The organism is Pelagerythrobacter rhizovicinus (genome assembly GCF_004135625.1).
GTDB classification, from domain to species: domain Bacteria; phylum Pseudomonadota; class Alphaproteobacteria; order Sphingomonadales; family Sphingomonadaceae; genus Pelagerythrobacter; species Pelagerythrobacter rhizovicinus.
This window is the reverse complement of record NZ_SDPV01000002.1, coordinates 347,851-374,257: the sequence shown is the minus strand read 5'-3', so window position 1 is coordinate 374,257 and position 26,407 is coordinate 347,851. Positions and strand designations below refer to the sequence as shown.

The window sequence follows — 26,407 nt, the reverse complement described above, 5'->3', positions numbered from 1 at the left end:
ATATGAAAGCCAGCGTCGCATCCGTCATCGCCAGCCTGCTGTTCGCCACCTCGCTCAGCGCGCAGGACCAGGAACCGCAGCCCTCGCCCAATCCGGTGGAGGAGCAGGAGGTCGATGCTTCGCAAGGCGACGAAAGGCCGCTTCCGACCGAAGGCAGCGGCGAGCCGGTGACCTCCAGCCCCGTCGATCCCGCGGAAGCCGATGCGGACGAGGCCAAGTGGGACGTCAACGCGCCTCTCGGGGCGACGATCCGCCCGGTTCCGATCCGCACCGACGAAGGCACATGGATGGACGTCGACGTCTCGCCCGACGGCAGCACCGTTGCGTTCGCGCTGCTCGGCGACATCTACACCATGCCGATCACCGGCGGCACGCCCCGGCGGATCGCGGAGGGGCTGGCGTGGGAAGTGCAGCCGCGCTTCTCTCCCGACGGGAGCCGGATCGCCTTCACCTCCGACCGGGGCGGCGGCGACAACATCTGGGTGATGAACGCCGACGGGTCGGACAAGCGGCAGGTCACCAAGGAGAAGTTCCGCCTGCTCAACCAGCCGACCTGGAGCCCCGACGGGCGCTTCATCGCGGCGAGGAAGCATTTCACGACCGGGCGTTCGCTGGGCACCGGCGAAGTCTGGATCTACCACGTCTCGGGCGGCAGCGGCGTGGCGCTGGTCGAGCGTGCGAGCGAGCAGCTCCAGAAGGAACTGGGCGAGCCGGTCTATGCGCCCGACGGCAGCGCGATCTACTACACGCGCAACGTCACGCCGGGTCCGATCTTCGAATATGCGCAGGATTCGACCCAGAGCATGTTCGAGATCGAACGCTACGACCTCAAGACCGGCGAGGTCACCACGGCGGTCTCCGGCTACGGCGGCTCGGTCCGCCCCAACCCGTCGCCCGACGGCAGGCTGCTTTCCTTCGTGCGGCGCGACAAGGACCAGTCGCAGCTCTGGGTCAAGGACCTGGAGACCGGCGAGGAACGGATGATCTACGGCGATCTCGACCTCGATATGCAGGAGACATGGGCGGTCTACGGCGTCTATCCCAACATGGACTGGACGCCCGACAGCCGCAGCGTGGTGTTCTGGGCGGGCGGCAAGCTGCGCCGGGTGAACGCCGACGGCAGCGGGCTTAGCGAGATCCCCTTCGCCATCGACGACACGCGCGGCGTCGCCGATGCGCCCCATCCGGCGATCCCGGTGGCGCCCGATACTTTCGTCGCCAGAATGCCGAAGTTCGCCGCGATCTCGCCCGATGGCGGCCGCGTCGTCTTCGCCAGCCTCGGCAAGCTCTACGTCAAGGACACTGCCGGCGGTGAGCCGCGGCGCCTGACCCAGCAGGACGAGGCGCTGGAGCTGTGGCCGGCCTGGTCGCGCGACGGGCGCCAGCTTGCCTGGGTGCGCTGGACCGACGCCGGGCTGGGCGAGATCGTCGTCGCCGACGCCAATGGCCGCAACGCGCGCACGGTGACCCGCCAGCCGGGCCACTACGCGGTGCCGCAGTTCTCGCCCGACGGCCGCACGCTGGTGTTCGAGAAGCGCGCGGGCGGCAGCCTGACGGCGCCCGAGTACTCGGAAGACCCAGGCGTCTACCGCGTGCCCGTGTCGGGCGGCACGCCCGAGCTGATCGCACGCGATCTCGGCGATCCGCAGTTCGGCGCCGACGGCGAGCGGGTGTTCATGCTCGGCCGCGAGGGCGGCAAGCTGCAGCTCATCTCCGCCGACCTCAACGGCGAGGCGCGCCGCGTGCACGCGCAGGGCGAGCTGGCGAGCGACTTCCGCGTCTCGCCGAACGGCGAGTTCTTCGCCTTCCGCCAGAACTACGAAGTGTTCGCCATGCCGCTGATGCCCGGCGGGCAGGCGGTCGAAGTGGACGAGGAGGCGAAAGTCCTGCCGGTGGTCCGCGCCAGCAAGGGCGGCGCCGAATATATCGGCTGGTCGGGCGGGGGCGACACGCTCTACTGGTCGATGGGACCGACGGTCTATCGCGCCACGGCCGCGGCGATGTTCCCGCGCGCGCCCCAGGCGGAAGGCGCGCCCGGCTTCACCCCGCCCGAGAGCGGCATCTCGATCGCGCGCACCGTCCGCGCCGCCAAGCCGAGCGGCACGGTCGCGCTGACCGGCGCCCGCATCCTGACGATGGCGGGCGAGGATGCCGGCGCGATCGACAACGGCACGATCGTGATCGAGGGCGACCGCATCGTCGCGGTCGGCTCCGCCGGCAGCGTCAGCATCCCCGGCGGCGCGACGGTGGTGGATGCGAGCGGCAAGACGATCATGCCCGGCCTGATCGATGCGCATGCGCACGGGCCGCAAGGTGTCGGCGATCTCGTCCCGCAGCAGAACTGGGCGCTGGTCCAGGACCTCGCGATGGGCGTGACCACGATCCACGATCCCTCGTCGAGCGCGAGCATGATCTTCGCCGCCGCCGAACGCCAGCGTGCGGGCGAGCTGCTCGGCCCGCGCATCTTCTCGACCGGCGAAGTGGTCTACGGGGCCAAGGCCGCGGGCGTCTATGCGCGGATCGACAGCTACGATGATGCGCTCGCCCACGTCCGCCGGATCAAGGCGCAGGGCGGCATCTCGATCAAGAACTACAACCAGCCGCGGCGCGAGCAGCGCCAGCAGGTCGTCGCCGCCAGCCGCGCGGAGGACATGCTGGTGGTGGCCGAGGGTGGCTCGCTGTTCGGGATGGACATGGCGCTGGTCGCCGACGGCAACTCGACGATCGAGCACAACGTCCCGGTCAACGTGATGTACGAGGACGTGCTGCAGTTCTTCGGCCAGAGCCAGAGCAACTACACGCCGACCCTGACGGTGACGTACGGCGGGCTCGCGGGCGATCCCTACTGGCGGCAGGCGACCGACGTGTTCGACAACCCGCTGCTGGTCCACACGCCGCCGCGCCAGCTGCTCGCCGCGACCGCACGCCGGGTGAAGGCGCCGGAATGGGCCTTCGTCGACGACGACAGCGCGCGCGAGGCCGCCAAGCTGGCCGAGCGCGGGGTGAAGGTCTCCATCGGCGCGCACGGGCAGCAGCCGGGCATCGCCGCGCACTGGGAGCTGTGGAGCTTCGCGCGGGGCGGGATGAGCCCGGTCGAGGCGCTGCGGGCGGGCACGATCGTCGCCGCGCAGTCGCTCGGCATGGACCGCGACATCGGCAGCCTCGAGCCGGGCAAGCTTGCCGACCTCGTCATCCTCTCGGCCGATCCGTCGCAGGACATCATGGCGAGTGACGACATCGAGCGCGTCATGCTCGGCGGCCGCCTCTATGATGCGCGGACGATGAACGAGGTCGAGACCGGCGACTCCCGGCGCCTGCCCTACTGGTGGGAGGACTGAGGCTCGCTTCGCCGCATCGCGCCTCGCAGCCGGTTCCACAGGAACTCGGCTGCGAGGACCGCCAGCAGCGAGAGGCCGAACAGCGGCAGCAGGATCGCCAGCACGGCGACCGCGACCCATAACCACGGACCGAGGGGCCGTTCGGCGCCGCGTGGTGCGCCGAGCGCCCCGCGCGGACGGCGCTTCCACCACATTGCGGCGCCGAGCACGGTCACCGCGATCAGCGCGAGCGCGGTCGCGAGGCCGATGAGCTGGTTGGCGAGGCCGAAGAGCTGCCCTTCGTGCCAGGCGATGCCGTAGTTGACCGCGCGGTCGATCGGGTGCTGGTCGGCGAAGCCCCTGCGGCCGGTCTCGGCGCCGGTGAGTGGGTCGTAGGTCACCGAACGCACCAGCGGCCGGTTCTGCGCCTGCGACTTGGCGGTCCACTCGTTGCCGGTCGGCGGGCCGAAGAGCTGCGGCGCGTGCGGCGGCAGGACCAGCGCGGGAAAGGCGAGGTTCTCCCGCTCCGCCCTGGCGACGAAAGCCGAGAGGGGGAGGCCGTGCGAAGGCCGCTCGGGCGCGTGCGCCACCGCGCCATGCGCATGGGCCGAGTGCTCGGCGCCGGCGCCGATCTTCCAGTCCTGCGGGCCCTCGATCAGTCCCAGCTCGGTGCGCGCCCACTTGAAGCCGCTGCCCCATACGCCGGCCCACGGGAGGCCGCTGGCGAGCATGACCAGCACCAGCCCCGAGATCCAGAAGCCGGTGACCCGGTGAATGTCCCTCAGCAGCGGCCGCCCGCGCAGCGACAGGCGCGGCCAGAAGGTGCCCGCCGCGCTGAACGGACGCGGCCACCAAAGATAGAGGCCACTGAGGATCATCACGATGGTCCAGCTCGCCACCAGCTCCACCAGCCGGTCGCCCCATTCGCCGAGCAGCAGCGTGCCGTGGATTCGCGCCACGGTGGCCGCAATCCGCGCGTCGGGGTCGAGGGCGCCGAGCACTTCGCCCTGCGGCGAGACGAAGACCTCGGCCAGCTCGCCGCCCGGCAAGGCGAGCTGGAGCATGGCCGCGTCGCCCGGCGCCTCCGGCAGGCGGTAATGATTGAACCGGCTGCCCGGATAGGCCTCCAGCGCCGCCTCGAGCTGCGCGTCGGCCGACACCGCGCCCTCCGCCGAGAGTCCGCGGAACGCGCTTTCCTCCCACCGGTCGATCTGCGGCTTGAACAGATAGACCGCGCCGGTGGCGGAGAGGATCAGCACGAAGGGCAGCACGAACAACCCGGCATAGAAATGCCAGCGCCAGACCCTGCGATAGAGTGCCGTGTCGGCCATGACGCGCCTCCTCCTAGAAGCGGGCGCGGACGCCGCCGAACACGGCGCGCCGCTCTACGGGATAGAAGATCGCCGATGCCGGCGTGGCGCCGATCGCCGCGCTGATGTCGCCGACCGCCTTCTCGCCCAGCAGGTTGCGGGCGTCGAGGAACAGGTCGATTCCCTCGGCGACCGTCGCCCCCGCGGTCAGGCCGACCAGCGCATAGCCGTCCACCCGCAGCGTGTTGGCGTAATCGGCCCAGGCGCCGCGGGGGACCCACTCGATGTTGGGCGCGACGTGGAGCGCGTCGGTCCCGAGCCGCAGTTCGGCGCGATAGACGTGCTCGGGCACGACCGGCAGGCGGTTATCGCCGTATTGCGGATCGCCCACGAAGCGGAAGGCGCTGTACTGGTAGACCTGCCGAAGCTGGAGCCATTCCGCGAAGTCGAGCGCCAGCGCCGCCTCGACGCCCTGGTGCCGCGTCTCGCCCGCGTTGAAGGTCGATGCGGGAATGTCCGGCCCGACATCGAACTGGAGCAGCTCTCCGCTCAGGTCGGCGCGATAGGCGGCGAGGTCCCATTCGGCGATGCCCCCGCGGCCGCGCGTGCCGACTTCGAGGCTCCAGGCGCGCTGCGGATCGAGCTCCACGAAGCTTGCGACTTGCGCCAGCTCGATGAAGCCGGGGAATTCGACCGAGCGGCTGTAGTTGGCGAAGACCTGGACGCCCGGCGCCGGCTCGTAGAGCAGGCCGAATTTGGGCGAGAAGGCATCGAAGTCCGCCCGGCCCGTTACGTCGGTGGGGCCGCCCTGGAACGCGTCGTAGCGCAGGTGCTGCTCGCGGTAGCCGTCGGCGTAGATGCCGCCTGCGATCAGTTGCAGCGAGGCCACCGGGCGGAAGCGCACCTCGCCGTAGATGTTGGCGGTCCGGGCATCCTGCCGGGCATCGAACGTCCGCTCGCCGCGCCTGCCGTCGAGATTGACGAAGCGTTTGGAGGCGACCTCGCCGAACCGCGCCTCCCCGCCCAGCGTCAGCTCGAACGGGCCGGAGGCGTAGTCGAGCCGGGCATAGACGCCGCGGTCCACCGACTCCTGGTCCACCACCTGGAAGATCGGGTGGTAGAGCGACTTCGCGTTGAGGAAGACACCGGCATCGACCCGTCCGCCGTCGAAGCCGAACCGGGTGCGGTTCTGCAGCCGGAGGGAATCGATGTCGCGCGCCTGATCGCCCGCGAAGTTGCCGGTCTCCGGCGCGTCGCGAACCGTTTCGAGCTCGAGCGCGCCGGGCAGTTTCTGATCGATGTCGTTCACGCTGGCGTAGAAGCGCGTCTCCACCGCTTCGGTGATGTCGAGCCCGACATTGCCGTGGAAGCGGAGCGAGCGCCGCCGGGCGTGGTCGCGGTCGCCGTCCGAACCGTCGAGGCTGAGGGCGGCCCAGGCGTTGCCCGCTCCGATCGCGGTGCCGGCCGAGATGAGCCCGCGCCAGGTACCGAAGCTGCCGGCGTCGCCGCGCAGGTAGAGCCCCGGCGCGGTCTCGCCTGTGGGCGTCACCCCGTTGATCGCGCCCCCCAGCGTGCCCGAGCCGAAGCGCAGCGCGTTGGCCCCGCGATAGACTTCGAGATGGTCGAAGAAGATCGGCTCGAGCTCCTGGAAATCGCCGTTGTCGTCGGCGAGGTTGATCGGCACCCCGTCCTGCAGCAGCGTGATGCCGCGCATGTGGTAGCCGCGCGAGAGACCGGAACCGCGGATCGAGATCCGCACCTCCTGCCCGTAGCGCGGCTGGAGATAGACGCCGGGCGAGAAGGCGAGCGCGTCGCGCAGCGAGACGAGCGACTTGTCGGCATATTCGTCGTGGGTGACGACGTCGCTTCCCCCGGGCGTCGCGGCGGCGCGCGCCTCGGCTTCGTCGGCCGCGCGAGTGCCGGTCACGATGATCGTGCGGCCCTCCGCCAGGGCGGCGGTTTCCGCGTGGGCGGGAAGAGCGCAGGCGAGCAGCGGCGCGGCCAGCGCAAGGCGTGAAAGGGACATGGTGTCCTCCCGTGCGTTCAGGCGCTGACGAGCCGCTCGAGCTTGTCGAGCGAGGTCTCGGCGCTTTCGTGATGGTCGATGATCGACTGCAGCTTGCCCTCGCGGTCCATCAGGAACACCGAGGCCGTGTGGTCGACGGTGTAGCCGCCGCCCTCCGTCGGCACTTTCTCGTAGAAGGCGTGGTAGGCGCCGACGATCGCGTCGATCTGTTCCTTCGTGCCGGTGAGCCCCAGGATCGGGGTGTCGAACAGCGCGACGTAGCGGCCGATGTCCTCCGGCGTGTCGGATTCCGGATCGACCGAGACGAAGACGATTTCGAATCCGTCGCCCTGCTCGCCCATCCGCTCCCGCAATTGCGCCAGCCGGGCGAGGGTCGTCGGGCAGACGTCGGGGCAGCGGGTGAAGCCGAAGAACAAGGCGAAGGGCTTGCCGGCGAGCGTCCGCTCGGTGACCGTGGAGCCATCGGGCGCGGTGAGGGCGAAGGGGCCGCCCACCGCATCGCCGTAGGGCGCCGCTTCGGGCGGCTGCTCGCTTCGGTTCAGGAGGGCGTAGAGCCCCGCGCCCGCTGCGAGCAGGACGAGAGCCCAGAGGATCGCGCGCAGGGCCTTGAGGCGCTTTGCGGTGCGGCCAGAAGGTGCGGGATCAGTCATGGTGCGCCTCCCCGGGCCCGGCGGCGCCGATGGGCTGGACCGCGAGGTTTACCTCGATGCGGCCCGCCTTCTCGAACTCGAGCGTCAGCGGCACTGCGTCGCCGCGGGTGAGGGGGCGCTGCAGGTCCATCAGCATGATGTGATAGCCGCCCGGCGCCAGCGTCACCGTTCCGCCTGCGGGAATCTCCAGACCCTCCGCGAGTTGGCGCATACGCATGACGCCGTCCGTCATGTCGACCGTGTGGACCTGTACATCCCCCGCAATGGAGGCCTTGCCGCCGATCAGGCGGTCGGGTGCGCTGCCCGGGTTGACGATCGTCAGGAAGGCACCGCCGGCGTCCTGGCCGGGCGCGGTCTCGCGCGACCAGGCGCGCTCCACGGTGGTTCGGCTGGCAGTCGCGTCGGTGCGGGTATCCGCGTCAGGCGCTGAGCCGCAGGCGGACAGGGGGAGGGCGAGAGCGAGCGCGGCAACGAGCGCATTCGCCACGCGGCGAGGTCCGGCGGCAAGGGCCGCCTTCGGCTGCCCCTGAGGGCAGCGCGGGATAACAGTCATGTTTGATTACTCCGACAGCCCGGCACGCGAGCGCGCGGCGGGGAGGTTGGCCAAAGGATCAGGTCAGATCGTCAGGCCGCTGCCGGAGGGCCGCGCAGAGGCGGCAGGAGGTAGCGAAAACGTGCGAGGGGTGCCGCGCGAACCGGCGCAAGGCCGAGCACGAGGATGAACGCGACTGCCGCGGCGAGCAGGATCGGATCGACCCCGCCGAGCGCCGCCTTGGAGAGCCCGGTGAAGGCGCAATGATCGGCCTTGGCTGCGTCGCTCGGATGGTCGGCGCCCTTTTCGGCATTCACCGGCACGGTGAGTGCGATCGTCTCGACCTCACCCGCGCTCCCGGTGCAGACGGTCACCGTCAGCACCTTGTCGGGCGTGCTGGAGATCATCATGCCGGCGGGGATCGCCGCCTTGAGGAAGAACGCCAGCACCAGCAGCACGATCGCCAGATGGCGATACCGGCGAATCGAGGCGCGCAACTGGCTCATCGGGCGCCCGCCATAAGCACCGCGGCGGCCCCTGTCACCGGCTCATCGGCTTGCGCCCGCCCACCATTCCAGAATGGCGGCGGTGAGTGGATTGGCCGGGTCGGCGAGCAGTTTCGCCGTCAGAGCGAGGCACATGACGATCAGCAGCGGCCGCACCGCCTTGCCGCCGAAGCGCAAGGCGCTGTGCGCGCCGACGTAACCGCCGGCAACGCTTGCGACCGCCATCGCCAGGCCGGGCACGATCAGAACCTCGCCGGCTGCGAGCAGCACGACCAGGCTCGCAAGGTTGCTCGCGAAGTTCAGCAGTTTTGTGTGGGCGATCGCATTGACGGTGCCGAGGCCGAACGCGGCGATCAGCGCAGTGGTCAGGAACGAGCCGGTGCCGGGACCGAAGAAGCCGTCGTAGAACCCGATCACCAGTGCCACCGCGAGCAGCAGGACCGGACGGGCGCGTACGTGCCGATCCTCGTCGCTGAGGTTGGGCTTGAGCGAATAGTAGATGACCATGGCGATCAGAAGCGCCGGGATCAGGCCGGAGAGAAACTCCGGATCGATGCGCGTCAGCACGAAGGCCCCGCCGACCGAACCGAGGAAGGCGGCGATCGCCGGACCGCCGAACCGCCTCAGATCGATCCGGCCTTTCCGCGCGAAGGTGATGACGGCGGTGGCCACACCGAACGTGCTTTGCAGCTTGTTCGTGCCGAGCGCCGCTGCTGGCGATGCTCCGGCGGCAAGAAGTGCGGGAAGCGTCAGCAATCCGCCTCCGCCCGCGATGGCGTCCACCGCTCCGGCCAGGAAGGCGACCGCCATCAGAAAGGCGACAAGTTCGAAGGTCAGCTCCATCCGCAGGCCCATAGGCTTGCTGCCGGACAGGGCAATGGGGCTCCGTCACCGGCGGCGCGTTTCGGCTTTGGAACAGCAGCGCCGGCCATCGCGTCCACCAGTGGAGGCGCTATTCCTCCACCGCCCCCGGCGCGGCGCGGTCGTCCTGCTCGAATCCACCGCCGAGGGCGACGAACAGCGTGGCGCGGTTCTGCAGCCAGGCGCGGCGGGTGGCGAGAAGCTGCTGCTGCGCGCTGAACAGGTTGCGCTCCGCATCGAGCACTTCGAGATAGTCGGCGACGCCCTCCCGATAGCGCAGGCGGGCGATCCGGGCGATCTTCTCCTGCGCCGCGAGCGCGCGTTCGAGCGTTTCGACCTGCTCTGCGAGATAGCGCCGCCCGGCGAGCGCGTCGGCCACTTCGCGGAACGCCGTCTGGACCGTGCGGTCGTAGTTGGCGACCTGCTCCACTTCCAGCGCGCGGGCGAGGTCGAGATCGGCCTCGCGTGCGCCCCAGTCGAAGATCGGCAGGCTGATAGTGGGGCCGAAGCTCCAGCCCAGCCCATCCGAACCGAACAGACCGCCGAGGCTGTCGGAGCTGAAACCCGCGTTGCCGGTGAGCGAGATCGTCGGGAAGAACGCCGCCCGCGCCGCGCCGATGTTGGCGCGCGCCGCGCGGAGCTGCTCCTCCGCGGCAATGATATCGGGACGGGCGAGCAGGAGATCCGACGGCAGCCCCGCAGCAAGTCGCTGTTCGTCGGCCTGTGCGGCAAGGGTCAGGCCCTGCGGAAGATCCTGAGGAACGGTTCCGCCCACGAGCACCGCAAGCTGGTTGCGGAGCTGCGCGAGCGCCAGCCGCTCGGCCGCGAGCTGCTGCTCGGCCTGCGTCAGCAGCGTTTCAGCCTGTCGGTAGGGCAGGGCGGAGGTCACCCCGGAATCAAGTCGGAGGCGCGCGATCCGCAGGCCTTCGCGGCGGGATTGCGCCGTCGCCTCCGCCAGCGCGACTTGCTCTTCGGTCTCGATGATCTCGAAGTACGTGTTGGCGGTATCGGCGATCAGCGAGAGATAGAACGCGCGCTGAGCGGCGATGGTCGAGAGGTACTCGGCGCGTGCCGCTTCGCTCAGGTTCGTGATACGGCCCCAGAAATCGAGTTCGAAGGCGCTGATGCCGACGCCCACCTGAAATCGGTTGTAGGTCACCGAAGCGGGCCCGTCGGCACCTTCCTCGCGGCCAACTCCGCCGAGGGTGGGATTGCCGGAGAGCGACTGGCGCGTGCGCACCCCGCTGGCGTCCGCGACTACCGTGGGCAGCCTGCGACTGTCCTGGATGCGGTAGCGGGCGCGGGCCTGCTCGATCCGCGCCGTCGCCGCGACGAGGTCGCGGTTGTTTTCCAGCGCGCTTGCAATGAGCCTTTCGAGCCGCGGGTCGAGGAACCAGTCGCGGTAGGAGAGCTGCGAAGCCACAACCGTGCCGTCGGGCTGCAACTCGCCATCATAGGCGGGGGTGACTGCCAACTCGGGCCGTGTGTGCTCGGGCGCGAAATTGGCGCAGCCTGCGAGCGCGGTCGAGAGCGCGGCGATAGCGATCAGTCGTTTCATCGCGCCGGCTCCTCACCGATGGGCGGTGCGGGCGTTTCCTCGATATGGCCCGCGGCGGTGGGTTGCCTGCGGCTGATGTTTCGCCTCACGAGCAGGTAGAGCATCGGGATAAGGAAGATGCCAAGCAGGGTCGCGGCAATCATCCCGCCCATCACACCGGTGCCGACCGCAATGCGGCTGGCGGCGCCCGCGCCGCTTGCCAGCACCAGCGGCACCATGCCCATGGTGAAGGCGAGCGAGGTCATGATGATCGGCCGCAGGCGCAGGCGCGCGGCGGCCTTGACCGCGTCGATCCGCCGCTTGCCGAGTTCTTCCTCCTCGATCGCGAATTCGACGATCAGGATGGCGTTCTTCGCGGCAAGTCCGATGATCGTGATGAGCCCGACGTTGAAGTACACGTCCGCCGAAAGGCCGCGGAGCATCGAGAACAGCACCGCGCCAAGGACGCCCATCGGCACGATCAGCAACACGGCCAGCGGCACAGCCCAGCTTTCGTAAAGCGCGGCGAGCACGAGGAAGACCACCACGACCGACAGGCCAAGCAGCATCCCGATCTGTCCCCCGGCCTGCTTTTCCTCGAACGAGATGCCGGTCCATTCATACCCGATGCCCTGCGGCAACTGGCTCGCCAACCGTTCCATTTCCGCCAGCGCGGCGCCGGACGATTCACCCGGTGCGGCCGTGCCCGACAAGGTCATCGCAGGGTAGCCGTTATAGCGCGACAGGCTGGCAGGCGCCGCCGACCAGTCGACCTCGGCGAACGCGCTGAAGGGTACCAGCTCGCCTTGCTGGTTGGGTATGCGAAGCGCCAGCACGTCGTCGGGCGTCATGCGGTAGGGCGCATCGGCCTGGACGAGCACCTGCAACACGCGTCCCTCGCGGTTGAAATCGTTCGCGTAGGCGGAGCCGAAGGTGATCGACAGCGCTGCATTGACATCGGCCAGCGAGAGCCCGAGCGCGCGTGCCTGGACCCGGTCGATTTCGATTTCGAGTTCGGGGCTCGGCCCCTGGTCTTCGGGCCGCAGGTTGGCGATCAGCGGGCTCTGCGAAGCCATGCCGAGAAGCTGATTGCGGGCGTTCATCAGCGCCTCGCGCCCCAGACCGCCGCGATCCTGCAGCTTGAAGGTGAACCCGCTCGCCGTGCCCAAAGACTGGATCGAGGGCGGCTGGATGACGAAGGCCATGGCCCCGTCGACTTGCATGAATTCGCCCATGGCGCGTTCCAGGATCGCTTCGGCGCTGCTTTCGGAGGCGGTGCGTTCCTCCCACGGCTTGAAGGGAGCAAACATGATGGCGTTGTTCTGCCCCTGCCCGAAGAAGCTGAAGCCGCGCACGACCACGAGGTTTTCGAGCTCTTCCTGCGCCATCCAGAAGTCGACGATCGGCTCCAGCGCCTCGTCGGTACGCTCCTGCGTCGCGCCGGGCGGGGCCTGGACCGCGGTGATGAGATAGCCCTGATCCTCGGTCGGGAGGAAGGCGGTGGGCAGACGCATGAAGAGCAGCAGGGTGACCGCGCCCAGGGCGAGGAACACCGCAAAGGCACGCATCGGACGCGACAGAACCTTGTCGTTGGCGCGGCCGTACTTGTCCGTCATGTCCGCGAACCAGCGGTTGAAGCCGGTGAAAAAGCGCGCAATTCTTCTGCGCCCTCGGGCAAGGGCGCCGCGCCAGCCAGGCTGCGCCTCGGCCTCCTCGTCTACCTCCGGCTCCCCGTCGTGAGCGTGCATGGGCTTGAGGAACGTGGCGCACAGCGCCGGCGTCAGCGAGAGCGCGAGGAAGGCGGAGAAGAAGATCGAGATCGCCAGCGTGACCGAGAACTGGCGATAGATTCCACCGGTGGAGCCGGGGAAGAACGCCATCGGCACGAACACCGCAACCAGCACCAGCGTGATCCCGATGATCGCACCGGTGATCTGCTTCATTGCCTTGCGCGTCGCCTGCAGCGGCGGAAGCCCTTCCTCGCGCATGATCCGCTCGACGTTCTCGATCACCACGATCGCGTCGTCGACCAGGATACCGATGGCGAGCACCATGCCGAACAGCGACAGCACGTTGATCGAAAAGCCCAGCATCCACAGGCCCAGGCATGCTCCGGCCAGGGCGATCGGGACGACGAGCGTAGGAATCAGCGTGGCGCGCCAGTTCTGCAGGAACAGGAACATGACGAGGAACACGAGGACCATGGCTTCGATCAGCGTCTTGGCCACTTCCTCGATCGATGCCTGAACGAACGGCGTGGTGTCGTACGGGATCGACCAGGCCGTATCACCGGGCAGACTGGGCGCGATTTCCTCCAGCCGTTGCTTGACACCCTCGGCCGCCTCCAGCGCGTTGGCCCCGGTGGCGAGCTGCACCGCCATTCCGGCCATGGGGCGGCCGTTCAGCGTCGTTGAGGTGGCATAGCTCTGTGCGCCGATCTCGACGCGGGCGACTTCGCCGAGGCGCACCACGGCCGCGCCCGAGTTGGCGCGCAGGATGATGTTCTCGAATTCCTCAGCAGTCGTGAAGCGGCCCTCGGTCGAGATCGTGGCGTTGATCTGCTGCCCGTCGACCAGCGGCATCGCCCCCAGCGCGCCGCCCGGGGTCTGGGCGTTCTGCTCGCGAATCGCGGCGAGCACGTTGCTGGGCGAAAGATTGTACGATGCCAGCGCGTCAGGATCGAGCCAGATGCGCATCGCGTATTGCGATCCGAACAGCATCACGTCGCCCACGCCGGGCACGCGGCGCAATTCATCGATCACCTGATTGGTGGCGATGTTGCCCAGGTCGGTGCTGTCGAGGCTGCCGCTTTCCGATGTCAGGGCCACGATCATCAAGAAGGCGTCATTCGCTTGCCGAACGGTGATGCCCTGGCGTCGGACTTCCTCGGGCAGGCGCGCCTCGACCGTGCTCAGGCGGTTCTGCACCTCGGTTTGCGCGATGTCGATGTCGGTGCCTGCCTCGAACGTCAGCGTGATGCTGGCAGTGCCGTTCGACATGCTGGAGGAGGACATGTAGAGGAAGCCCTCGACCCCGTTGAGCTGCTGCTCAATTACCTGGGTGACGTTCTTCTCGAGCGTTTCCGCGTCGGCGCCGGGATAGACCACGTTGATAGCGAGCGACGGCGGGGCGACCTCTGGATATTGCTCCACCGGCAGTGCGCGCAGCGCCATCAGCCCGGCGAGCAGGATACTGAGTGCCACGGCCCATGCGAAGACCGGCCGGTTGATGAAGAACTGCGCCATGGCTCAGCGCGCCTTGCTGCCGGCGTTCTTGGGAGGGGCCTTGCCGTTTGCCGTGTCCTTGAGGCGCTCGACAGGCATACCCGGCTGGATCTTCTGCAGGTTGCTGGTGATCACAACGTCGCCAGGTCTTAGCCCGCTCTCGATGATCCAGCGTCCGTCGACCATAGCCCCGAGTTCCACGGGCCGCAGCGCGGCCAGCCCCTTGTCGTCGATGACGAAGACCGAGCCGCCGTTCTCGTTGATCGTCACAGCCCGCTGTGGCACCGCGATCCCCTGGTTCACCTGCCCGGCGAAAATCTGCGCGCGGACGAACTCGCCCGGCAGGAGCAGCCCTGAAGGATTGGGAAATTCGGCACGCAGCTCGACCGTGCCCGTTTCTTCGTCAACCGAGAAGCCGCGGAAATCGATGTAGCCGGGGACCGGATATTCGGTGCCGTCGCTGAACCTCAGGCGTACTTCGATGTGGTCGTTCTCATCGAGTTCGATATCGCCGGCGGCGACGGCACGGCGCAGCGCAAGGACCTCGCTCGCGGACTGGGCGAAGCTGACATAGACCGGGGAAATCTGCTCAATGCGGGTCATCAAGGTGCCTTCCGGCTGGCTGACCAGCGCACCTTCGGTCACCTGGGCCCGGCCGGCCCGCCCGGCGATCGGGGCTCGCACCGTGGTGTACCCGAGCTGGAGCGAGGCTGCCTCGAGCTGAGCGCGGATCTGCGCGACATTGGCATCGGCCTCGCGCGAGGCGGCAAGCGCGGCATCGTATTCCTGCTGGCTGATCGCATTCTCGGCCACCAGCGGGCGATAGCGCTCGACCACCGCCCGGGCATTCGCCGCGGTGGCGCGTGCGCGTTCGAGACTGGCCTGGGTTTGTGCGCGAGCGGCGCGCAGCTCGCGTGGATCTATGCGGAACAGCGGCTGGCCTGCCGAGACGTTGGTGCCTTCCTGGTAAAGCCGCTGCTGGACGATCCCGGTCACGCGCGCGCGCACCTCCGCCTCGCGCACGGGTTCCACTCGCCCTGGCAGCTCGATCACATTGGGTATCGACTGGTTCGCCACGGTGACGGCCTTTACGGGAACTGCTTGCGGCGCCGGCGGCTCCTCGGAGCCGGAGCAGGCAGCGAGCAGAAGGCTGGCGAACATACCGGCGAGGATGCGCTTCATCGGAAGGACTCTCAGGCAGAATTGTGCAGGTGCGAAGGTGTAATATCCATTACACGATTGTCATGCAAGCCGTTATCGTGGAGCCTTGCGGCGATGAACGATGAATTCGAATGCGACCGGCTCGACCGCCGCCGCCGTGCGATCATGGATGCTGCGCGAGCCCTGTTCACCGAACAGGGTTTCGAACGTACGACGCTCGGCCAAATTGTTGAACGCGCCGGCGGCTCGCTCGCGACCGTCTACAAGCTGTTCGGCAACAAAGAGGGGCTGCTTGATGCGGTGGTCTTCGACAAGGCCGTGTCGGGCGAGAACCTGATAAGGGAATTTGCGGATTGTGGCGCCAGCCCCGCGAACACCCTGCGCCGGCTTGCCGCAGTTCTCTATGAGCGCTTTCTCGATCCCAAGGACGTCGCGCTCGTCCGCATCGTCATTGCGCGCAGCATCGAGGATGCCGACTTCGCGCGCCGCTTCTTCGAAACGACGGCCATGCATACTCGCAAGGGCCTCGAGCAGATGTTCGCACGGTGGGAGGCGCAGGGCGTGCGCCTGCACGGGCCGCCGGACATGCTGGCGGAGGTGTTCCTAGGCCTGATGGTCAGCGACATGCAGACCGACGCCATCAGCCATGGCGTCGTCGCGCGCCCCTCGGCAGAGCGCATTGCCGCCCGCATCGAGTTCTTCCTGCGAGGCGCGGGCCTCGAAGAATAGGCCCGGCCGGCGGCTGACCATCGGCCGGGCCTCGCGTCACGCCGGACGTCGGGCGAAGATCCCGAACCCGGCGATAATCGCGTAGCAGAGCGCGGGCAGCATCAAGGCGGCAGCGAGGCTCGTCGCATCGGCGAGTGCGCCATAGAGTGCCGGGATCACCGCACCGCCGGCGATCGCCACGTTGATGATACCCGAGCCGTCCGCCGCGCGCGCGCCGAGCTTCTCGCAAGCGAGCGTGAAGATCGTCGGGAACATGATCGAGTTCATCAGCCCGATTGCGAGCAGCGAGTACCCCGATACGGTCCCCGTCGTGCTCATGGAGATCGCGATCAGCACGATCGCGCCACTGGCGAAAGTGGCGAGCAACAGGCCCGGGTTGATCACGCGCAGCAGCCCCGAGCCGATGAAGCGTCCTACCAATGCGCCGCCCCAGTAGAGTGAGATCAGCTTGCCAGCTTCCTGTTCGGGTGCCGCAAGCACATCCGCCTGCATCAGGTAGTTGACGATAAAGCTGCCGATCGCAACTTCCGCGCCGACGTAGAGGAAAATGCATGCGGCGCCGTAGCCGAAACGCGGGCGCTTGAGCAGGGCGAGGCCCTCGACCAGGCTCGTCGGCTCGTGGCGCTCGCCCTTGAGGCGGTTGCGGAACAGCCAGACGACGAATGCAACGACTGCGATTGCTGCGGCGAGGCCGAGGTAGCCGTGGACGATCGCCTGCGATTCGGCCTGGCGGTAGGCGGTCAGCTCCGCACCCGAGAGTTCGGCGGCGGTGACGGTCGCGAGACTGCCAAGGATCAGGATCGATCCGAAATACGGAAAGATGGTCGTGCCGAGCGAATTGAACCCCTGTGCGAACGTGAGCCGGCTGTGTGCCGTCCTAGGCGGCCCCAGCAGGCTGATCAGCGGGTTGGCGACGATCTGCACGAGCACCACGCCTGTCGCGAGCACGAAGTATGCCACGAGGAAGAAGGCGAAGACGGCGGACTGACTCGCCGGGATGAAGAGCAGGCAGCCCACGATCATGGCGATCAGCCCGGCGACCGCGCCGCGCATGTAGCCGATCTTCTTGACCAGTTTCGCCCCCGGAATGCCCACCACCGCGTAAGCTATGAAGAACCAGACCTGAACCAGCGAGGCTTCGAAGTAGCTGAGCGTAAACAGCTCTTTCAGCTTGGGAATGATCACGTCGTTGAGCGAGGTGATGCCTCCGAAGATGAAGAACAGGCCAAAAACAAAGTACTGCAATCCGGGCGCATCGACATGCTGGCCCGCCTCCTCCACCGGATTGGGATCGGTGCTCGACGAGACTTCCGGTGCGATGGCCATATTTGCATTCCTCCCAACAAATCACGCGCTTGAACCGCTTATGTCATCGTGTAACCGGTTGCACGAACGATTCTCTTCCATCACAACTCATCCGCGGAAACCGCGCCGCGTCAATCTGCATACGTAGGCGCGGATCCGCTGACCCCTGTCAATGATGGTGGTGAAGTCCCGCAGCGGCCTGCGCGTCCCGCTTCCCCTTGGCGACCGCCGACAACGGGTCGTCCACTGCGGGACCGTCGCTGTCCTTGTACTGTGCACGCAGCTCCACCAACTTGCCCTTGAGCTCGGCGATGACGTCCTGCGCCGATGGGTCATCGATCCGGTTATGCATCTCGGTGGGGTCGGTCGCGAGGTCGTAGAACTCCCATGCGTTGATGTCGCCGTAGAAGCGCATCAGCTTGTAGCGGTCGGTGCGCACGCCGTAGTGCGCGCGGACCGAATGGAAGCCGGGATACTCGTAGTAGTGGTAATAGATGTCCTCACGCCAGTCCGCAGGCGCCCCGCCGTCGTCGACCACTTCGCGTAGCGAGCGGCCCTGGATCGTATCGCGGATCGGCAGCCCGGCGAAATCGAGGAAAGTCGGCGCGTAGTCGACGTTCTGCACCGGCGCCTCCACTCGCGTGCCCGGCGCGATGTGCCCCGGGTACTGCATGACCAGCGGCGTGCGCAGCGATTCCTCGTACATGAAGCGCTTGTCGAACCAGCCGTGCTCGCCGAGGTAGAAACCCTGATCGGAGGTGTAGACGACGATCGTGTTCTCATCGAGCCCGGTCCGCTCCAGCCAGTCGAGCACGCGCCCAACGCTCTCGTCCACGGCGCTGACGGTCGCGAGATACTGGTTCATATAGCGCTGGTACTTCCACAGCGCGAGGTCGCGGCCGTGGAGATCGGCCTTGTTCACGGCGTCGTTGTTCGCCTGCAGCCGCGCATCCCATGCGGCGCGCTGCTCGGGCGTCATGCGCGCGAAATCGTCGGGCCAGCGGTCGAAGCGCAGCTCGCTCGATCCGACCTCCTCGGTCATGTGAAGGTCGTGGCCTTCGTACATGTCCTCGTAGATATTCATTTCCTGCGCCGCGGCGGCAGGACGACCGTCGTAGTGGTCGAAGTAGTTGGTCGGCACCGGGAACTCGGTGCCGAGATACTTCTGCAGGTGCCGGATGGCGGGCATGAAGTTGCGGTGCGGCGCCTTGTGGTGAATCAGGATCGCGAACGGCTTGTCGGGATCGCGCTCCTCTTCCAGCCACTCGAGGCTGTAGTCGGTGACCAGGTCGGTCGCATAACCCTCGACCACGCCGCGGCCTTCGGGCGTGATGATGTCGGGGTTGTAGTACTTGCCCTGATCGTCGAGCACCTTCCAGGCACCGAAGCCAGCACCCTCGGGCGAATAATTGAGGTGCCACTTGCCGAAGAGCGCGGTCTCGTACCCCTGCTGGCCCAGCGCCCGCGGCCAGTTCCACATCGAATTGTCGAACCTCTGGCCGTTCTTGGTGAAGCCGTGCATGTGGCTGAACTGGCCGGTCAGCATTGTCGCGCGGCTCGGGCCGCACAGCGAGTTGGTGACGTAGCTGTTGAGGAAGATCGCGCCGTTCCGGGCGATACGGTCGATGTTCGGGGTGGGCGCCAGGCGGCTGATCTCGCTCCCATAGGCGGAGACCGCCTGATAGGCGTGATCGTCCGACATGATGAACACGATGTTCGGTCTCTGCCGTTCTTCCTGCGGCGCCGCGGAAGGTCCCGCCGCATGGCGTGGAGTGTCCTCCGGCAGCGTGGCGCATGCCGGCAGCGCCAGTGTGCAGAGCGCGGCGGCGAGAGCGATCCTGGGCCGACCCACCGTCTTCACTCCGTGATCGTGAAGGTGACCGGCGTGCTCGCCTTCGCGCCGGAGGAGGGCGCGATCCAGAGCTGGAACTCGCCAGGCTCCCACCCGTGGCTCATGTCGGCGCGGGTGAAAGCGAGATCCTCGGGCCGCAGCGTGAAGCTGACGGCGCGCGCCTCACCTGACTGGAGCATGATCTTCTCGAAGCCCTTGAGCTCCTGCACCGGCCGTGTCACCGAACCCACGAGGTCGCGGACGTAGAGCTGCACGACTTCCTCACCGGCACGATCACCTGTGTTGGTGATCGTCGCGCTCGCGGTGATCGATCCCTCCGGTCCCATCGATGAGGCCGAGAGCGTGACCGGCGAGTAGCCGAACGTCGTGTAGCTGAGGCCGTAACCGAAGCGATACAGGGGATCGTTCGGCGTGTTGAGATAGCGTGAGACATATTTCGCACCCGGCGCACCGAGCTCGATCGGGCGGCCGGTGTTCTTCATGTCGTAGTGGATCGGCGACTGGCCGACCACGCGGGGGAAGGTCACCGGCAGCTTGCCGGACGGGTTGTAGTCGCCGAAGAGCACGTCCGCGACCGCATGGCCGCCTTGCGTGCCGGGATACCAGGCGTGCAGGATCGCCGGCACGTTCTCGTTCGCCCAGGTGATCGTGTTCGGCCGCCCGCTCAGCACGACGAGTATTACCGGTTTGCCCGTCGCGACCAGCTTCTCGAGCAGGGCCTGCTGGTTGCCGGGCAGGTCGAGCGAGGTGCGGCTGGCGGCCTCGCCGGTCATGTCCCAGCGTTCGCCCATCGCGGCGATCACCACGTCGGCCTTCTCCGCCAGTGCGATCGCTTCGGCGAAGCCGTCGGTCTCGCCCTCGTCCTCGAAGGCGTAGCTCGCGCCTTTCGCGTATTCGACGGTCACGCCTTCGCCGGCGCGTGCCTGCAGGCCTTCGAGGATGGTAACAGGCCGCGTCTGCCGATCGCCGGCCGCGGACCAACTGCCGATCATGTCGGTCTTGCTGTTGCCGAGCGGGCCGATCACGGCGATCGACTGCGCCTGCGCAGTCAGCGGCAGGGCGTCGCCTTCGTTCTTCAGCAGGACCATCGACTTGCGCGCTACGTCGCGCGCGGCTTCCAGGAAGTCTGGCCTGTAGAGCGTCGCGTCCTGCCGCGCCTGATCGGAATATCGGTAAGGATCCTCGAACAGGCCGAGGCGGTACTTCATCTCGAGGATGCGGCGCACGGCCTCGTCGATGCGTTCGATGTCGACACGCCCTTCCTCGACCGACTTGGCGAGGTTCTCCATGTACACCGCGCCCTGCATGTCCATGTCGACCCCGGCGTCGATAGCCTGCTCGCCGGCCTGGACGAGATCCTTGGAATAGCCGTGCGGGACCATCTCGTTGATCGACGTGTAATCGGTTACGACAAACCCGTCGAAGCCCCATTCGTGGCGCAGCACGTCGGTGAGCAGGAATTTGCTGCCGCTCGCGGGAATGCCATCGTACTCGTTGAACGAGGTCATGAACGTGGCAACGCCCTCGTCCACCGCGGCCTTGAACGGGGGAAGGTAGATGTCGCGTAGCGTGCGTTCGGAAATGTCGACCGTGTGGTAGTCGCGGCCCGCCTGCGCTGCCCCGTAGGCGGCGAAGTGCTTGGCGGTTGCGAGCACGGTGTCCGTCGCGCCGAGATCCTCTCCCTGATAACCGCGCACACGGGCCCGCGCGATCTCGCTGCCCAGAAAAACGTCTTCTCCGGCACCCTCGGAGATTCGCCCCCAGCGGGCATCGCGCGCGATGTCGACCATCGGCGAGAACGTCCAGTGGATACCCTCCGCCGACGCCTCCTGCGCAGACACGCGCGCCGACTTCTCGATTGCCTCGAGATCCCAGCTTGCGGCTTCGCCGAGGGAGATCGGGAAGATCGTGCGGTGGCCGTGGATCACGTCATAGCCGAACAGCAGAGGGATCCCGAGCCGCGTGCCCTCGACCGCCATCTGCTGCAGCTCGCGCGTGTACTTGGCGGTATAGGCATTGAAGATCGCGCCGACGCGGCCCGCAGCGATATCCTGCTTGTAGCCTTCGCGCATGGTGGGGCCGGTCGACTCCCAATCGCTGGTCAGCAGGGTGAGCTGGCCGACCTTCTCCTGCAGCGTCATCTTCGCGATCAGCTCGTCGAGAAATGCGTCCATCTCGGGGTCGAGGCGCGCCCATTCGGGCTCTGCCTGCCTGATCGGCACGGCGTTCGTGGATGTGGTCGTGGCGGCTGGCTGAGCCTGGGCGGTTGCGCACCCGGCGAGCGCCATCGCCGCGGCGCCGGCGAGCAGGATTCGGGCTGTTTTGATCATGTCTCTCTCCCCGCGCCCGCCCGCCTAGTCCGCGGACGTAGCTCTTGAACGAATACCAGAATCGGCCTGTGTGGGGAGGCTATACAGGCGATATGAAACCGGTTACAAGACCTTTGCAAATTTTGATTCGGCAGTGGGCGATGGGCCCCTGCCGCGTGAGCAGCTTGTCGGATCGTGCTGAAAGCGCGGCCGCTTATGGGGAGGAATACATGCCGCATACCCAATCCCGCACCCGCAACACCCGCATCGGCGTCGGCCGCAAGCTCGCCGCGGCGCTCGCTCTCGGCGTCGCCGGCGGTGCCATGTCGCTCGCCATGGTCGCACCGGCGCATGCGCAGGAATCGACTGCCTCGCTGCGCGGCCGGATCACGGGCGTGGAAGGCGTAACGCAGGTCGCCGCGATCGAGGTGAACACCGGCATCCGTCGTATCTCCACGGTCGGCGCCGATGGCAGCTATCAATTCGCTTCTCTACGTCCCGGCATCTATCGCCTTGAGATCACGACGGCCGACGGCGTGCGGCAGACCGATCAGTTCACGCTTCTGGTGGCGCAGGACGCGGTGCTCGACTTTGATCTCGCTGCGCCGCAGACCGCACCTGCCGGTGGTGAGGAACTGCCGGGTTCGACCGGCGGGGAAATCCTCGTCACTGCCGACCGGATCCGCACGATGGAAGGCGGCGAAGTCGGCGTCAACATCACCCAGCGCCTGATCGAGCAGCTTCCGCAGAACAACCGCAACTTCCTGGCCTTTGCCGACCTCGCGCCGGGCGTGATGTTCGTGACGGGTGCCAACGGTCAGTCGCGCCTGCAAGGGGGTGCACAGGACAGCAGTACGGTCAACGTCTTCATCGATGGCGTGGGACAGAAGGACTACGTCCTCAAGAACGGCATCACCGGTCAGGATTCCTCGCCCGGCAACCCCTTCCCCCAGCTCGCCATCGGCGAGTACCGCGTTATTAGCTCCAACTATAAGGCGGAGTTCGATCAGGTGAGTTCGGTCGCGATCACCGCGGTCACCAAATCGGGCACTAACGAATTCCACGGTGAAGGCTTTTTCGACTTTACCAACCAGGACCTGCGCGACCCGACACCGTCGGAGCTATACGAAGACGATGGCGTGAAGGTCGAGACGAAGGACATGCAGTTCGGCGGATCACTGGGTGGTCCGATCATCAAGGATGTCATGCACTTCTTCGTCGCTTATGAAGGCAAGCGCATCCAGCGACCGGTGGACATCACCCCCGGCCTTGGGCGGGAGCCGAGCTTCTTTCCCGAGGAATATCGAGACGCCTTCGGAACGACCAACGAAACCTTCAATGAGAACCTGTACTTCGGGAAGATCGACATCTCTCCGAGTGATTCCGACCTTGTCGAGTTCTCAGTGAAGTATCGTGACGAGACGGGCGAGAATGTGGCGGGAGGTATCAACTCCCTTTCGAGGCGGAGTCTCGTCAATACCGAGGAGCTGCGGGGCACCGCGCGGTGGGAGCATAGCGCGGACACGTGGGTCAACGACCTCAAGCTCACTTATGAAGACGTGAAATGGGCGCCCACGCCTGCACTATTCGAGCCGTCGTTCCTGTTCGCTTATGCCGCGCCCCGAGCGGAAGATCCCGCCGAAACGGAGCGGGGCAATCTCCTCCATGTGGGAGGTAGCTCCAACTATCAGAACAAGGGGCAGGAAGGCTGGGGCATCCAGAACGACTTCACCTACACCGGCTTCGATCGGCACACGATCAAGGCTGGCATAAAGGCGAAGTGGGTAACGCTGAACTCGCTTCAGCGGAACAACCTGAACCCGACCTACACCTACAACGTCGCCTTCAATCCCGGTGGTGGTATCACGTTCAACGACGTGATCCCCTATCGCGTCCAGTTCGGATACGAGAGCGGCTTCGGTGAATCGCAGATCGAATCCGACAACTTCCAGTTCGGCGTCTACATTCAGGACGATTGGGAGGTTACCGATCGCCTGACGCTCAATCTCGGCATTCGCTGGGACTACGAGAAGACGCCGGCGTACCTCGACTTCGCCCACGATCAGGACGTCGTCGATCTCGTAACGGGCCAGACGCTCGATCCTGCTACGGGCGAGCCTCTCTATCCGAATCTCGCGAACGCCAACTACGACATCAACGATTACATCTCGACCGGCAGCGAGCGCGAGCCGTTCATGGGCGCGTTCCAGCCACGTGTCGGGTTCAGCTACGAACTCGACGAGGAGGCGCGGTTCGTGCTGTTCGGCGGCTACGGCCGTTCCTACGACCGCAACCAGTTTGATTTCCTCCAGCAGGAGATCAGCGTCGGTTCGTTCACCACGCGCACATTCAACTTCGACACGGGCGATCCGCTCAACGAATGCAACCCCTCGCCGACCTGCGTTCCGTGGGATCCGATCTACCTGACGCCGGAAGGGCTGGCGCAGCTGGCCGAGAGCACTCCCGGCGGGGGCAGTGAACTGCGGTTCATCAACAACGATCTGAAGATGCCCTATTCGGACCAGTTCAGCCTGGGCCTGCGCACGCGCTTCGAGCAGGTGGAACTCGAAGCCGGGTACACGCACGTCGAGAGCAAGGATGGCTTCGTCTTCCTGCTCGGCAACCGCCGGCCGGACGGTTCGTACTTCCAGCCGAACCCCGCGCCCGGCGAGACGCCGCAGACTCCGTGGAGCTTCAGCCCTCCCGGTTACGGTAACCTGATCCTTGGCGACAATGGGCTCGAAACCAGCTCCGATTCCGCCTACCTCAAGTTCACCAAGAACTATTCGCCGTCTTCGCCCTGGAGCCTTAGCGCGACGTACACTTATACGGAGGCGGAGGAGAACCGTCAGTACGGCGAAGTCTTCTCGCTCGATTATCCGTCGATTGAAGATTATCCTGTTCTGACCTCATCGGGCGTGCCGCGCCACCGCTTCGTCGCTGCGGGTAGTGTCGACCTGCCGTTCGAGGCTGCGCTTTCAGCGAAGTTCACGCTGGAATCACCACGTTATATGAAGGCATTCCGCAATCTCTCCGATCCTTTCGAACGTACGATCGTCGGCATCTGGCAGGACGGCAATGGCGATCGTTGGGGCCGGCGGCAGATGGACCTGGCGTTCACGAAGTACATTCCAATGAGCTTTCTGAGCGACGAGTCGCGGGTCCGCTTCCGGGTCGACATCATCAACCTGTTCAACGATCGGAACTACACCAACTTCAACAACAATCCGGCGGACGACACACGGACCGAAAGCTCGCCCACGATCTATGGTGAGCGGACCGGCTTCGGCGTTGGGGGCAATCCACCCCGCACGATCAAGTTCTCCGCCGGCTTCTCGTTCTGATCGTCACACTGTTCGGGCGCCCGGTCATCCCCTCCTCCTCCCTTGACCGGGCGCCCTCCTGACTTTGGGAGCTATGATGACCTTCCGTCTCGGATCGCTTGCGCTGCCGCTTCTGGCGCTGGCCGGGTGCACGTCTATCGCCACGCCGCCTCCTGCCGGAGTGACGGAGAATTCCGCTGCAACGCTGCCCCAGCTCACGCAGGCGGAGTTCGCCGAGCAGCTCTCGCGCCGTACGTTCGATTATTTCTGGGAAACCACGGACACACAGCGCTGCCTCGCGCCCGATCGCTGGCCGAGCAATCCGTTCTCCTCAATCGCGGCGACGGGGTTCGCGCTGACGGCCTACGGCATCGGCGCCGAACGCGGTTATGTTACGCGTGAGGAAGCCGCGCAGCGCACGCGCGACTGCCTGGAGTTCTACTGGAATGCGCCGCAGGGGGCGGAGGTCTCGGGCAACACGGGATACAAGGGCTTCTTCTACCATTTTCTCACCAACGAAGACGGCACGCGTCGCGGCAAGACCGAGCTTTCGACGGTCGACACCTCGCTGCTGCTCGGCGGCGTGCTCTTCGCGCAGAGCTACTTCGACCGCGACACTGCGGTGGAATCGGAAATCCGCGATCTCGCCGAAAAGATCTACCGCCGCGTCGACTGGACTTTCGTCCAGCGCGAGAACAGCGACATCCCCTCCGCCAATGGCGGCAGCGGCAAGGCGATCGCGATGGGCTGGTATCCCGAGCGCGGGGAGAATGGCGACTTCGGAACGCACGACTGGGTCGGCTACAACGAAGGCATGCTGGTCTATATCCTCGCCGCCGGATCGCCGACGCATCCGATCGGGAAGGACGCCTGGGATACCGGGTGGGCCGCGAACCTGGAGAAGGACTGGGGCACCTACCACGGCTACGAGCATCTGCAGTTCGAGCCGTTGTTCGGGCACCAGTACAGCCACGTCTGGGTCGATTTCCGCGGCATCCAGGACGAATTCATGCGCGGGAAGGGCATCGATTACTTCGAGAACAGCCGCCGCGCGACGCTGAGCCAACGCGCCTATGGTGCTGATAATCCGAACGACTGGGTCGGCTACTCGGCCGACATCTGGGGCTGGACAGCTTCCGACGGGCCGACCGGTGCGGCAAACGGCCGGGTGGTGAATGGCAAACCGCGGACCTTCATGGGCTATTCCGCGCGGGGCGTGAGCGAAGAGCGCGTGGTCGATGACGGGACGATCGTCCCGACCGCGACGGGCGGTTCGGTGCCTTTCGCGCCCGAAGTGGCGATCGACGCATTGATGAACATGCGCGAAGCTTACGGCAACAAGCTCTACACGAAGTACGGCTTCAAGGACGCGTTCAATCCCAGCTATACCTTCATCGACACGGGCAGCCCCAGCGGCACCGTCGATCCCGAGCTCGGCTGGATCGCGCGGGACTACATCGGCATCGACCAGGGCCCGATCCTCGCCATGATGGAGAACCACCGCAGCGGCCTGGTGTGGCGCACGATGCGCAAGAACCCGCATATCCGTCGCGGCCTTGAGCGCCTCGGCTTCACCGGCGGCTGGCTGGAAGGAGCGGCAGCGGAATAGCCGCCGCCTCCCCGGGGGCGTAGAAGTTCAAGTCCATCGTCCGGCACGGACCGGTGTGCCTTTGCAGAGGCGCGGTCGGGAAGGCCCGCTCGCATGGGCGCATGCTCGCCCTGACTGCCGTGCCGCTCCTGGCGCGGACATTGCCGACGCCGATCG

General features: G+C 66.6%; 16 protein-coding genes. 4 read left to right on the top strand and 12 right to left on the bottom strand.

The window, feature by feature from the left end:
• Positions 1-2 precede the first annotated feature (2 nt).
• Positions 3-3,338 (top strand): amidohydrolase family protein, encoded by a 3,336-nt coding sequence (locus ETX26_RS09750; RefSeq protein WP_129524501.1) that lies wholly within the window; start codon positions 3-5, stop codon positions 3,336-3,338.
• Here the strand turns inward: ETX26_RS09750 and ETX26_RS09745 are convergent.
• The 9 genes from ETX26_RS09745 to ETX26_RS09705 form a co-directional block, all read right to left on the bottom strand.
• Complete coding sequence (locus tag ETX26_RS09745; protein WP_129524500.1) at positions 3,320-4,648, bottom strand: PepSY-associated TM helix domain-containing protein; 1,329 nt, start codon at positions 4,646-4,648, stop codon at positions 3,320-3,322. The genes ETX26_RS09750 and ETX26_RS09745 overlap by 19 nt on opposite strands.
• A 13-nt stretch (positions 4,649-4,661) precedes the next feature.
• Positions 4,662-6,653 carry a TonB-dependent receptor family protein gene (locus tag ETX26_RS09740; protein ID WP_129524499.1) on the bottom strand — a complete coding sequence of 664 codons (1,992 nt, stop codon included), beginning with the start codon at positions 6,651-6,653 and terminating at the stop codon, positions 4,662-4,664.
• A 17-nt stretch (positions 6,654-6,670) separates the two neighbouring features.
• Positions 6,671-7,303 (bottom strand): SCO family protein, encoded by a 633-nt coding sequence (locus ETX26_RS09735; RefSeq protein WP_129524498.1) that lies wholly within the window; start codon positions 7,301-7,303, stop codon positions 6,671-6,673.
• On the bottom strand, positions 7,296-7,856 hold the full coding sequence (locus ETX26_RS09730; protein ID WP_129524497.1) for a copper chaperone PCu(A)C: 561 nt from the start codon (positions 7,854-7,856) through the stop codon (positions 7,296-7,298). The genes ETX26_RS09735 and ETX26_RS09730 overlap by 8 nt, the downstream gene beginning before the upstream one ends.
• Before the next feature lie 71 nt (positions 7,857-7,927).
• Entirely contained in the window at positions 7,928-8,341 is a 414-nt protein-coding gene (locus tag ETX26_RS09725) for a DUF2946 family protein (protein WP_129524496.1), read from the bottom strand.
• Between the two features lie 42 nt (positions 8,342-8,383).
• A complete protein-coding gene (locus ETX26_RS09720) occupies positions 8,384-9,184 on the bottom strand; it encodes a TSUP family transporter (RefSeq protein WP_129524495.1) in 801 nt (266 codons plus the stop codon).
• Positions 9,185-9,293: 109 nt separating this feature from the next.
• Positions 9,294-10,760, bottom strand: a complete 1,467-nt coding sequence (locus ETX26_RS09715) for an efflux transporter outer membrane subunit (RefSeq protein ID WP_129524494.1) — start codon at positions 10,758-10,760, stop codon at positions 9,294-9,296.
• A complete protein-coding gene (locus ETX26_RS09710) occupies positions 10,757-13,984 on the bottom strand; it encodes an efflux RND transporter permease subunit (protein WP_129524493.1) in 3,228 nt (1,075 codons plus the stop codon). The genes ETX26_RS09715 and ETX26_RS09710 overlap by 4 nt, the downstream gene beginning before the upstream one ends.
• Before the next feature lie 3 nt (positions 13,985-13,987).
• A complete protein-coding gene (locus ETX26_RS09705; RefSeq protein WP_129524492.1) occupies positions 13,988-15,145 on the bottom strand; it encodes an efflux RND transporter periplasmic adaptor subunit in 1,158 nt (385 codons plus the stop codon).
• A 93-nt stretch (positions 15,146-15,238) separates the two neighbouring features.
• Here ETX26_RS09705 and ETX26_RS09700 point away from each other — a divergent pair, with 93 nt between their 5' ends.
• The gene (locus ETX26_RS09700; protein WP_129524491.1) at positions 15,239-15,853 is read left to right on the top strand and encodes a TetR/AcrR family transcriptional regulator; all 615 of its coding nucleotides are present in this window, start codon (positions 15,239-15,241) and stop codon (positions 15,851-15,853) included.
• A 36-nt stretch (positions 15,854-15,889) separates the two neighbouring features.
• Here the strand turns inward: ETX26_RS09700 and ETX26_RS09695 are convergent, their stop codons facing one another.
• The 3 genes from ETX26_RS09695 to bglX all read right to left on the bottom strand — a co-directional run bounded on the left by ETX26_RS09695 (position 15,890) and on the right by bglX (position 21,340).
• Positions 15,890-17,179: a sugar MFS transporter gene (locus ETX26_RS09695; protein ID WP_129524490.1), complete on the bottom strand. Its 1,290-nt coding sequence runs from the start codon at positions 17,177-17,179 to the stop codon at positions 15,890-15,892.
• 148 nt (positions 17,180-17,327) lie between these two features.
• The gene (locus ETX26_RS09690) at positions 17,328-19,010 is read right to left on the bottom strand and encodes a sulfatase family protein (RefSeq protein WP_225425718.1); all 1,683 of its coding nucleotides are present in this window, start codon (positions 19,008-19,010) and stop codon (positions 17,328-17,330) included.
• Positions 19,011-19,015: 5 nt separating this feature from the next.
• Positions 19,016-21,340 carry a beta-glucosidase BglX gene (bglX, locus tag ETX26_RS09685; protein WP_129524489.1) on the bottom strand — a complete coding sequence of 775 codons (2,325 nt, stop codon included), beginning with the start codon at positions 21,338-21,340 and terminating at the stop codon, positions 19,016-19,018.
• Positions 21,341-21,549: 209 nt separating this feature from the next.
• Here bglX and ETX26_RS09680 point away from each other — a divergent pair, with 209 nt between their 5' ends.
• Both ETX26_RS09680 and ETX26_RS09675 read left to right on the top strand, forming a co-directional pair.
• Positions 21,550-24,663, top strand: coding sequence for a TonB-dependent receptor (locus ETX26_RS09680; RefSeq protein WP_129524488.1), 3,114 nt, complete (start codon positions 21,550-21,552; stop codon positions 24,661-24,663).
• Between the two features lie 76 nt (positions 24,664-24,739).
• Positions 24,740-26,251: a glucoamylase family protein gene (locus tag ETX26_RS09675; protein WP_129525332.1), complete on the top strand. Its 1,512-nt coding sequence runs from the start codon at positions 24,740-24,742 to the stop codon at positions 26,249-26,251.
• The last annotated feature ends 156 nt before the right edge of the window (positions 26,252-26,407 follow it).

Bases quoted from the DNA above. Each gene is read 5' to 3' on its own strand.
- ETX26_RS09750 (WP_129524501.1), top strand. From the start codon at position 3: ATGAAAGCCAGCGTCGCATCCGTCATCGCCAGCCTGCTGTTCGCCACC.
- ETX26_RS09705 (WP_129524492.1), bottom strand. From the start codon at position 15,145: ATGAAGCGCATCCTCGCCGGTATGTTCGCCAGCCTTCTGCTCGCTGCC.
- ETX26_RS09700 (WP_129524491.1), top strand. From the start codon at position 15,239: ATGAACGATGAATTCGAATGCGACCGGCTCGACCGCCGCCGCCGTGCG.
- ETX26_RS09675 (WP_129525332.1), top strand. From the start codon at position 24,740: ATGACCTTCCGTCTCGGATCGCTTGCGCTGCCGCTTCTGGCGCTGGCC.
- ETX26_RS09725 (WP_129524496.1), bottom strand. From the start codon at position 8,341: ATGAGCCAGTTGCGCGCCTCGATTCGCCGGTATCGCCATCTGGCGATC.
- ETX26_RS09715 (WP_129524494.1), bottom strand. From the start codon at position 10,760: ATGAAACGACTGATCGCTATCGCCGCGCTCTCGACCGCGCTCGCAGGC.
- ETX26_RS09710 (WP_129524493.1), bottom strand. From the start codon at position 13,984: ATGGCGCAGTTCTTCATCAACCGGCCGGTCTTCGCATGGGCCGTGGCA.
- ETX26_RS09735 (WP_129524498.1), bottom strand. From the start codon at position 7,303: ATGACTGATCCCGCACCTTCTGGCCGCACCGCAAAGCGCCTCAAGGCC.
- ETX26_RS09745 (WP_129524500.1), bottom strand. From the start codon at position 4,648: ATGGCCGACACGGCACTCTATCGCAGGGTCTGGCGCTGGCATTTCTAT.
- ETX26_RS09695 (WP_129524490.1), bottom strand. From the start codon at position 17,179: ATGGCCATCGCACCGGAAGTCTCGTCGAGCACCGATCCCAATCCGGTG.
- ETX26_RS09680 (WP_129524488.1), top strand. From the start codon at position 21,550: ATGCCGCATACCCAATCCCGCACCCGCAACACCCGCATCGGCGTCGGC.
- ETX26_RS09720 (WP_129524495.1), bottom strand. From the start codon at position 9,184: ATGGAGCTGACCTTCGAACTTGTCGCCTTTCTGATGGCGGTCGCCTTC.
- ETX26_RS09730 (WP_129524497.1), bottom strand. From the start codon at position 7,856: ATGACTGTTATCCCGCGCTGCCCTCAGGGGCAGCCGAAGGCGGCCCTT.
- ETX26_RS09740 (WP_129524499.1), bottom strand. From the start codon at position 6,653: ATGTCCCTTTCACGCCTTGCGCTGGCCGCGCCGCTGCTCGCCTGCGCT.
- bglX (WP_129524489.1), bottom strand. From the start codon at position 21,340: ATGATCAAAACAGCCCGAATCCTGCTCGCCGGCGCCGCGGCGATGGCG.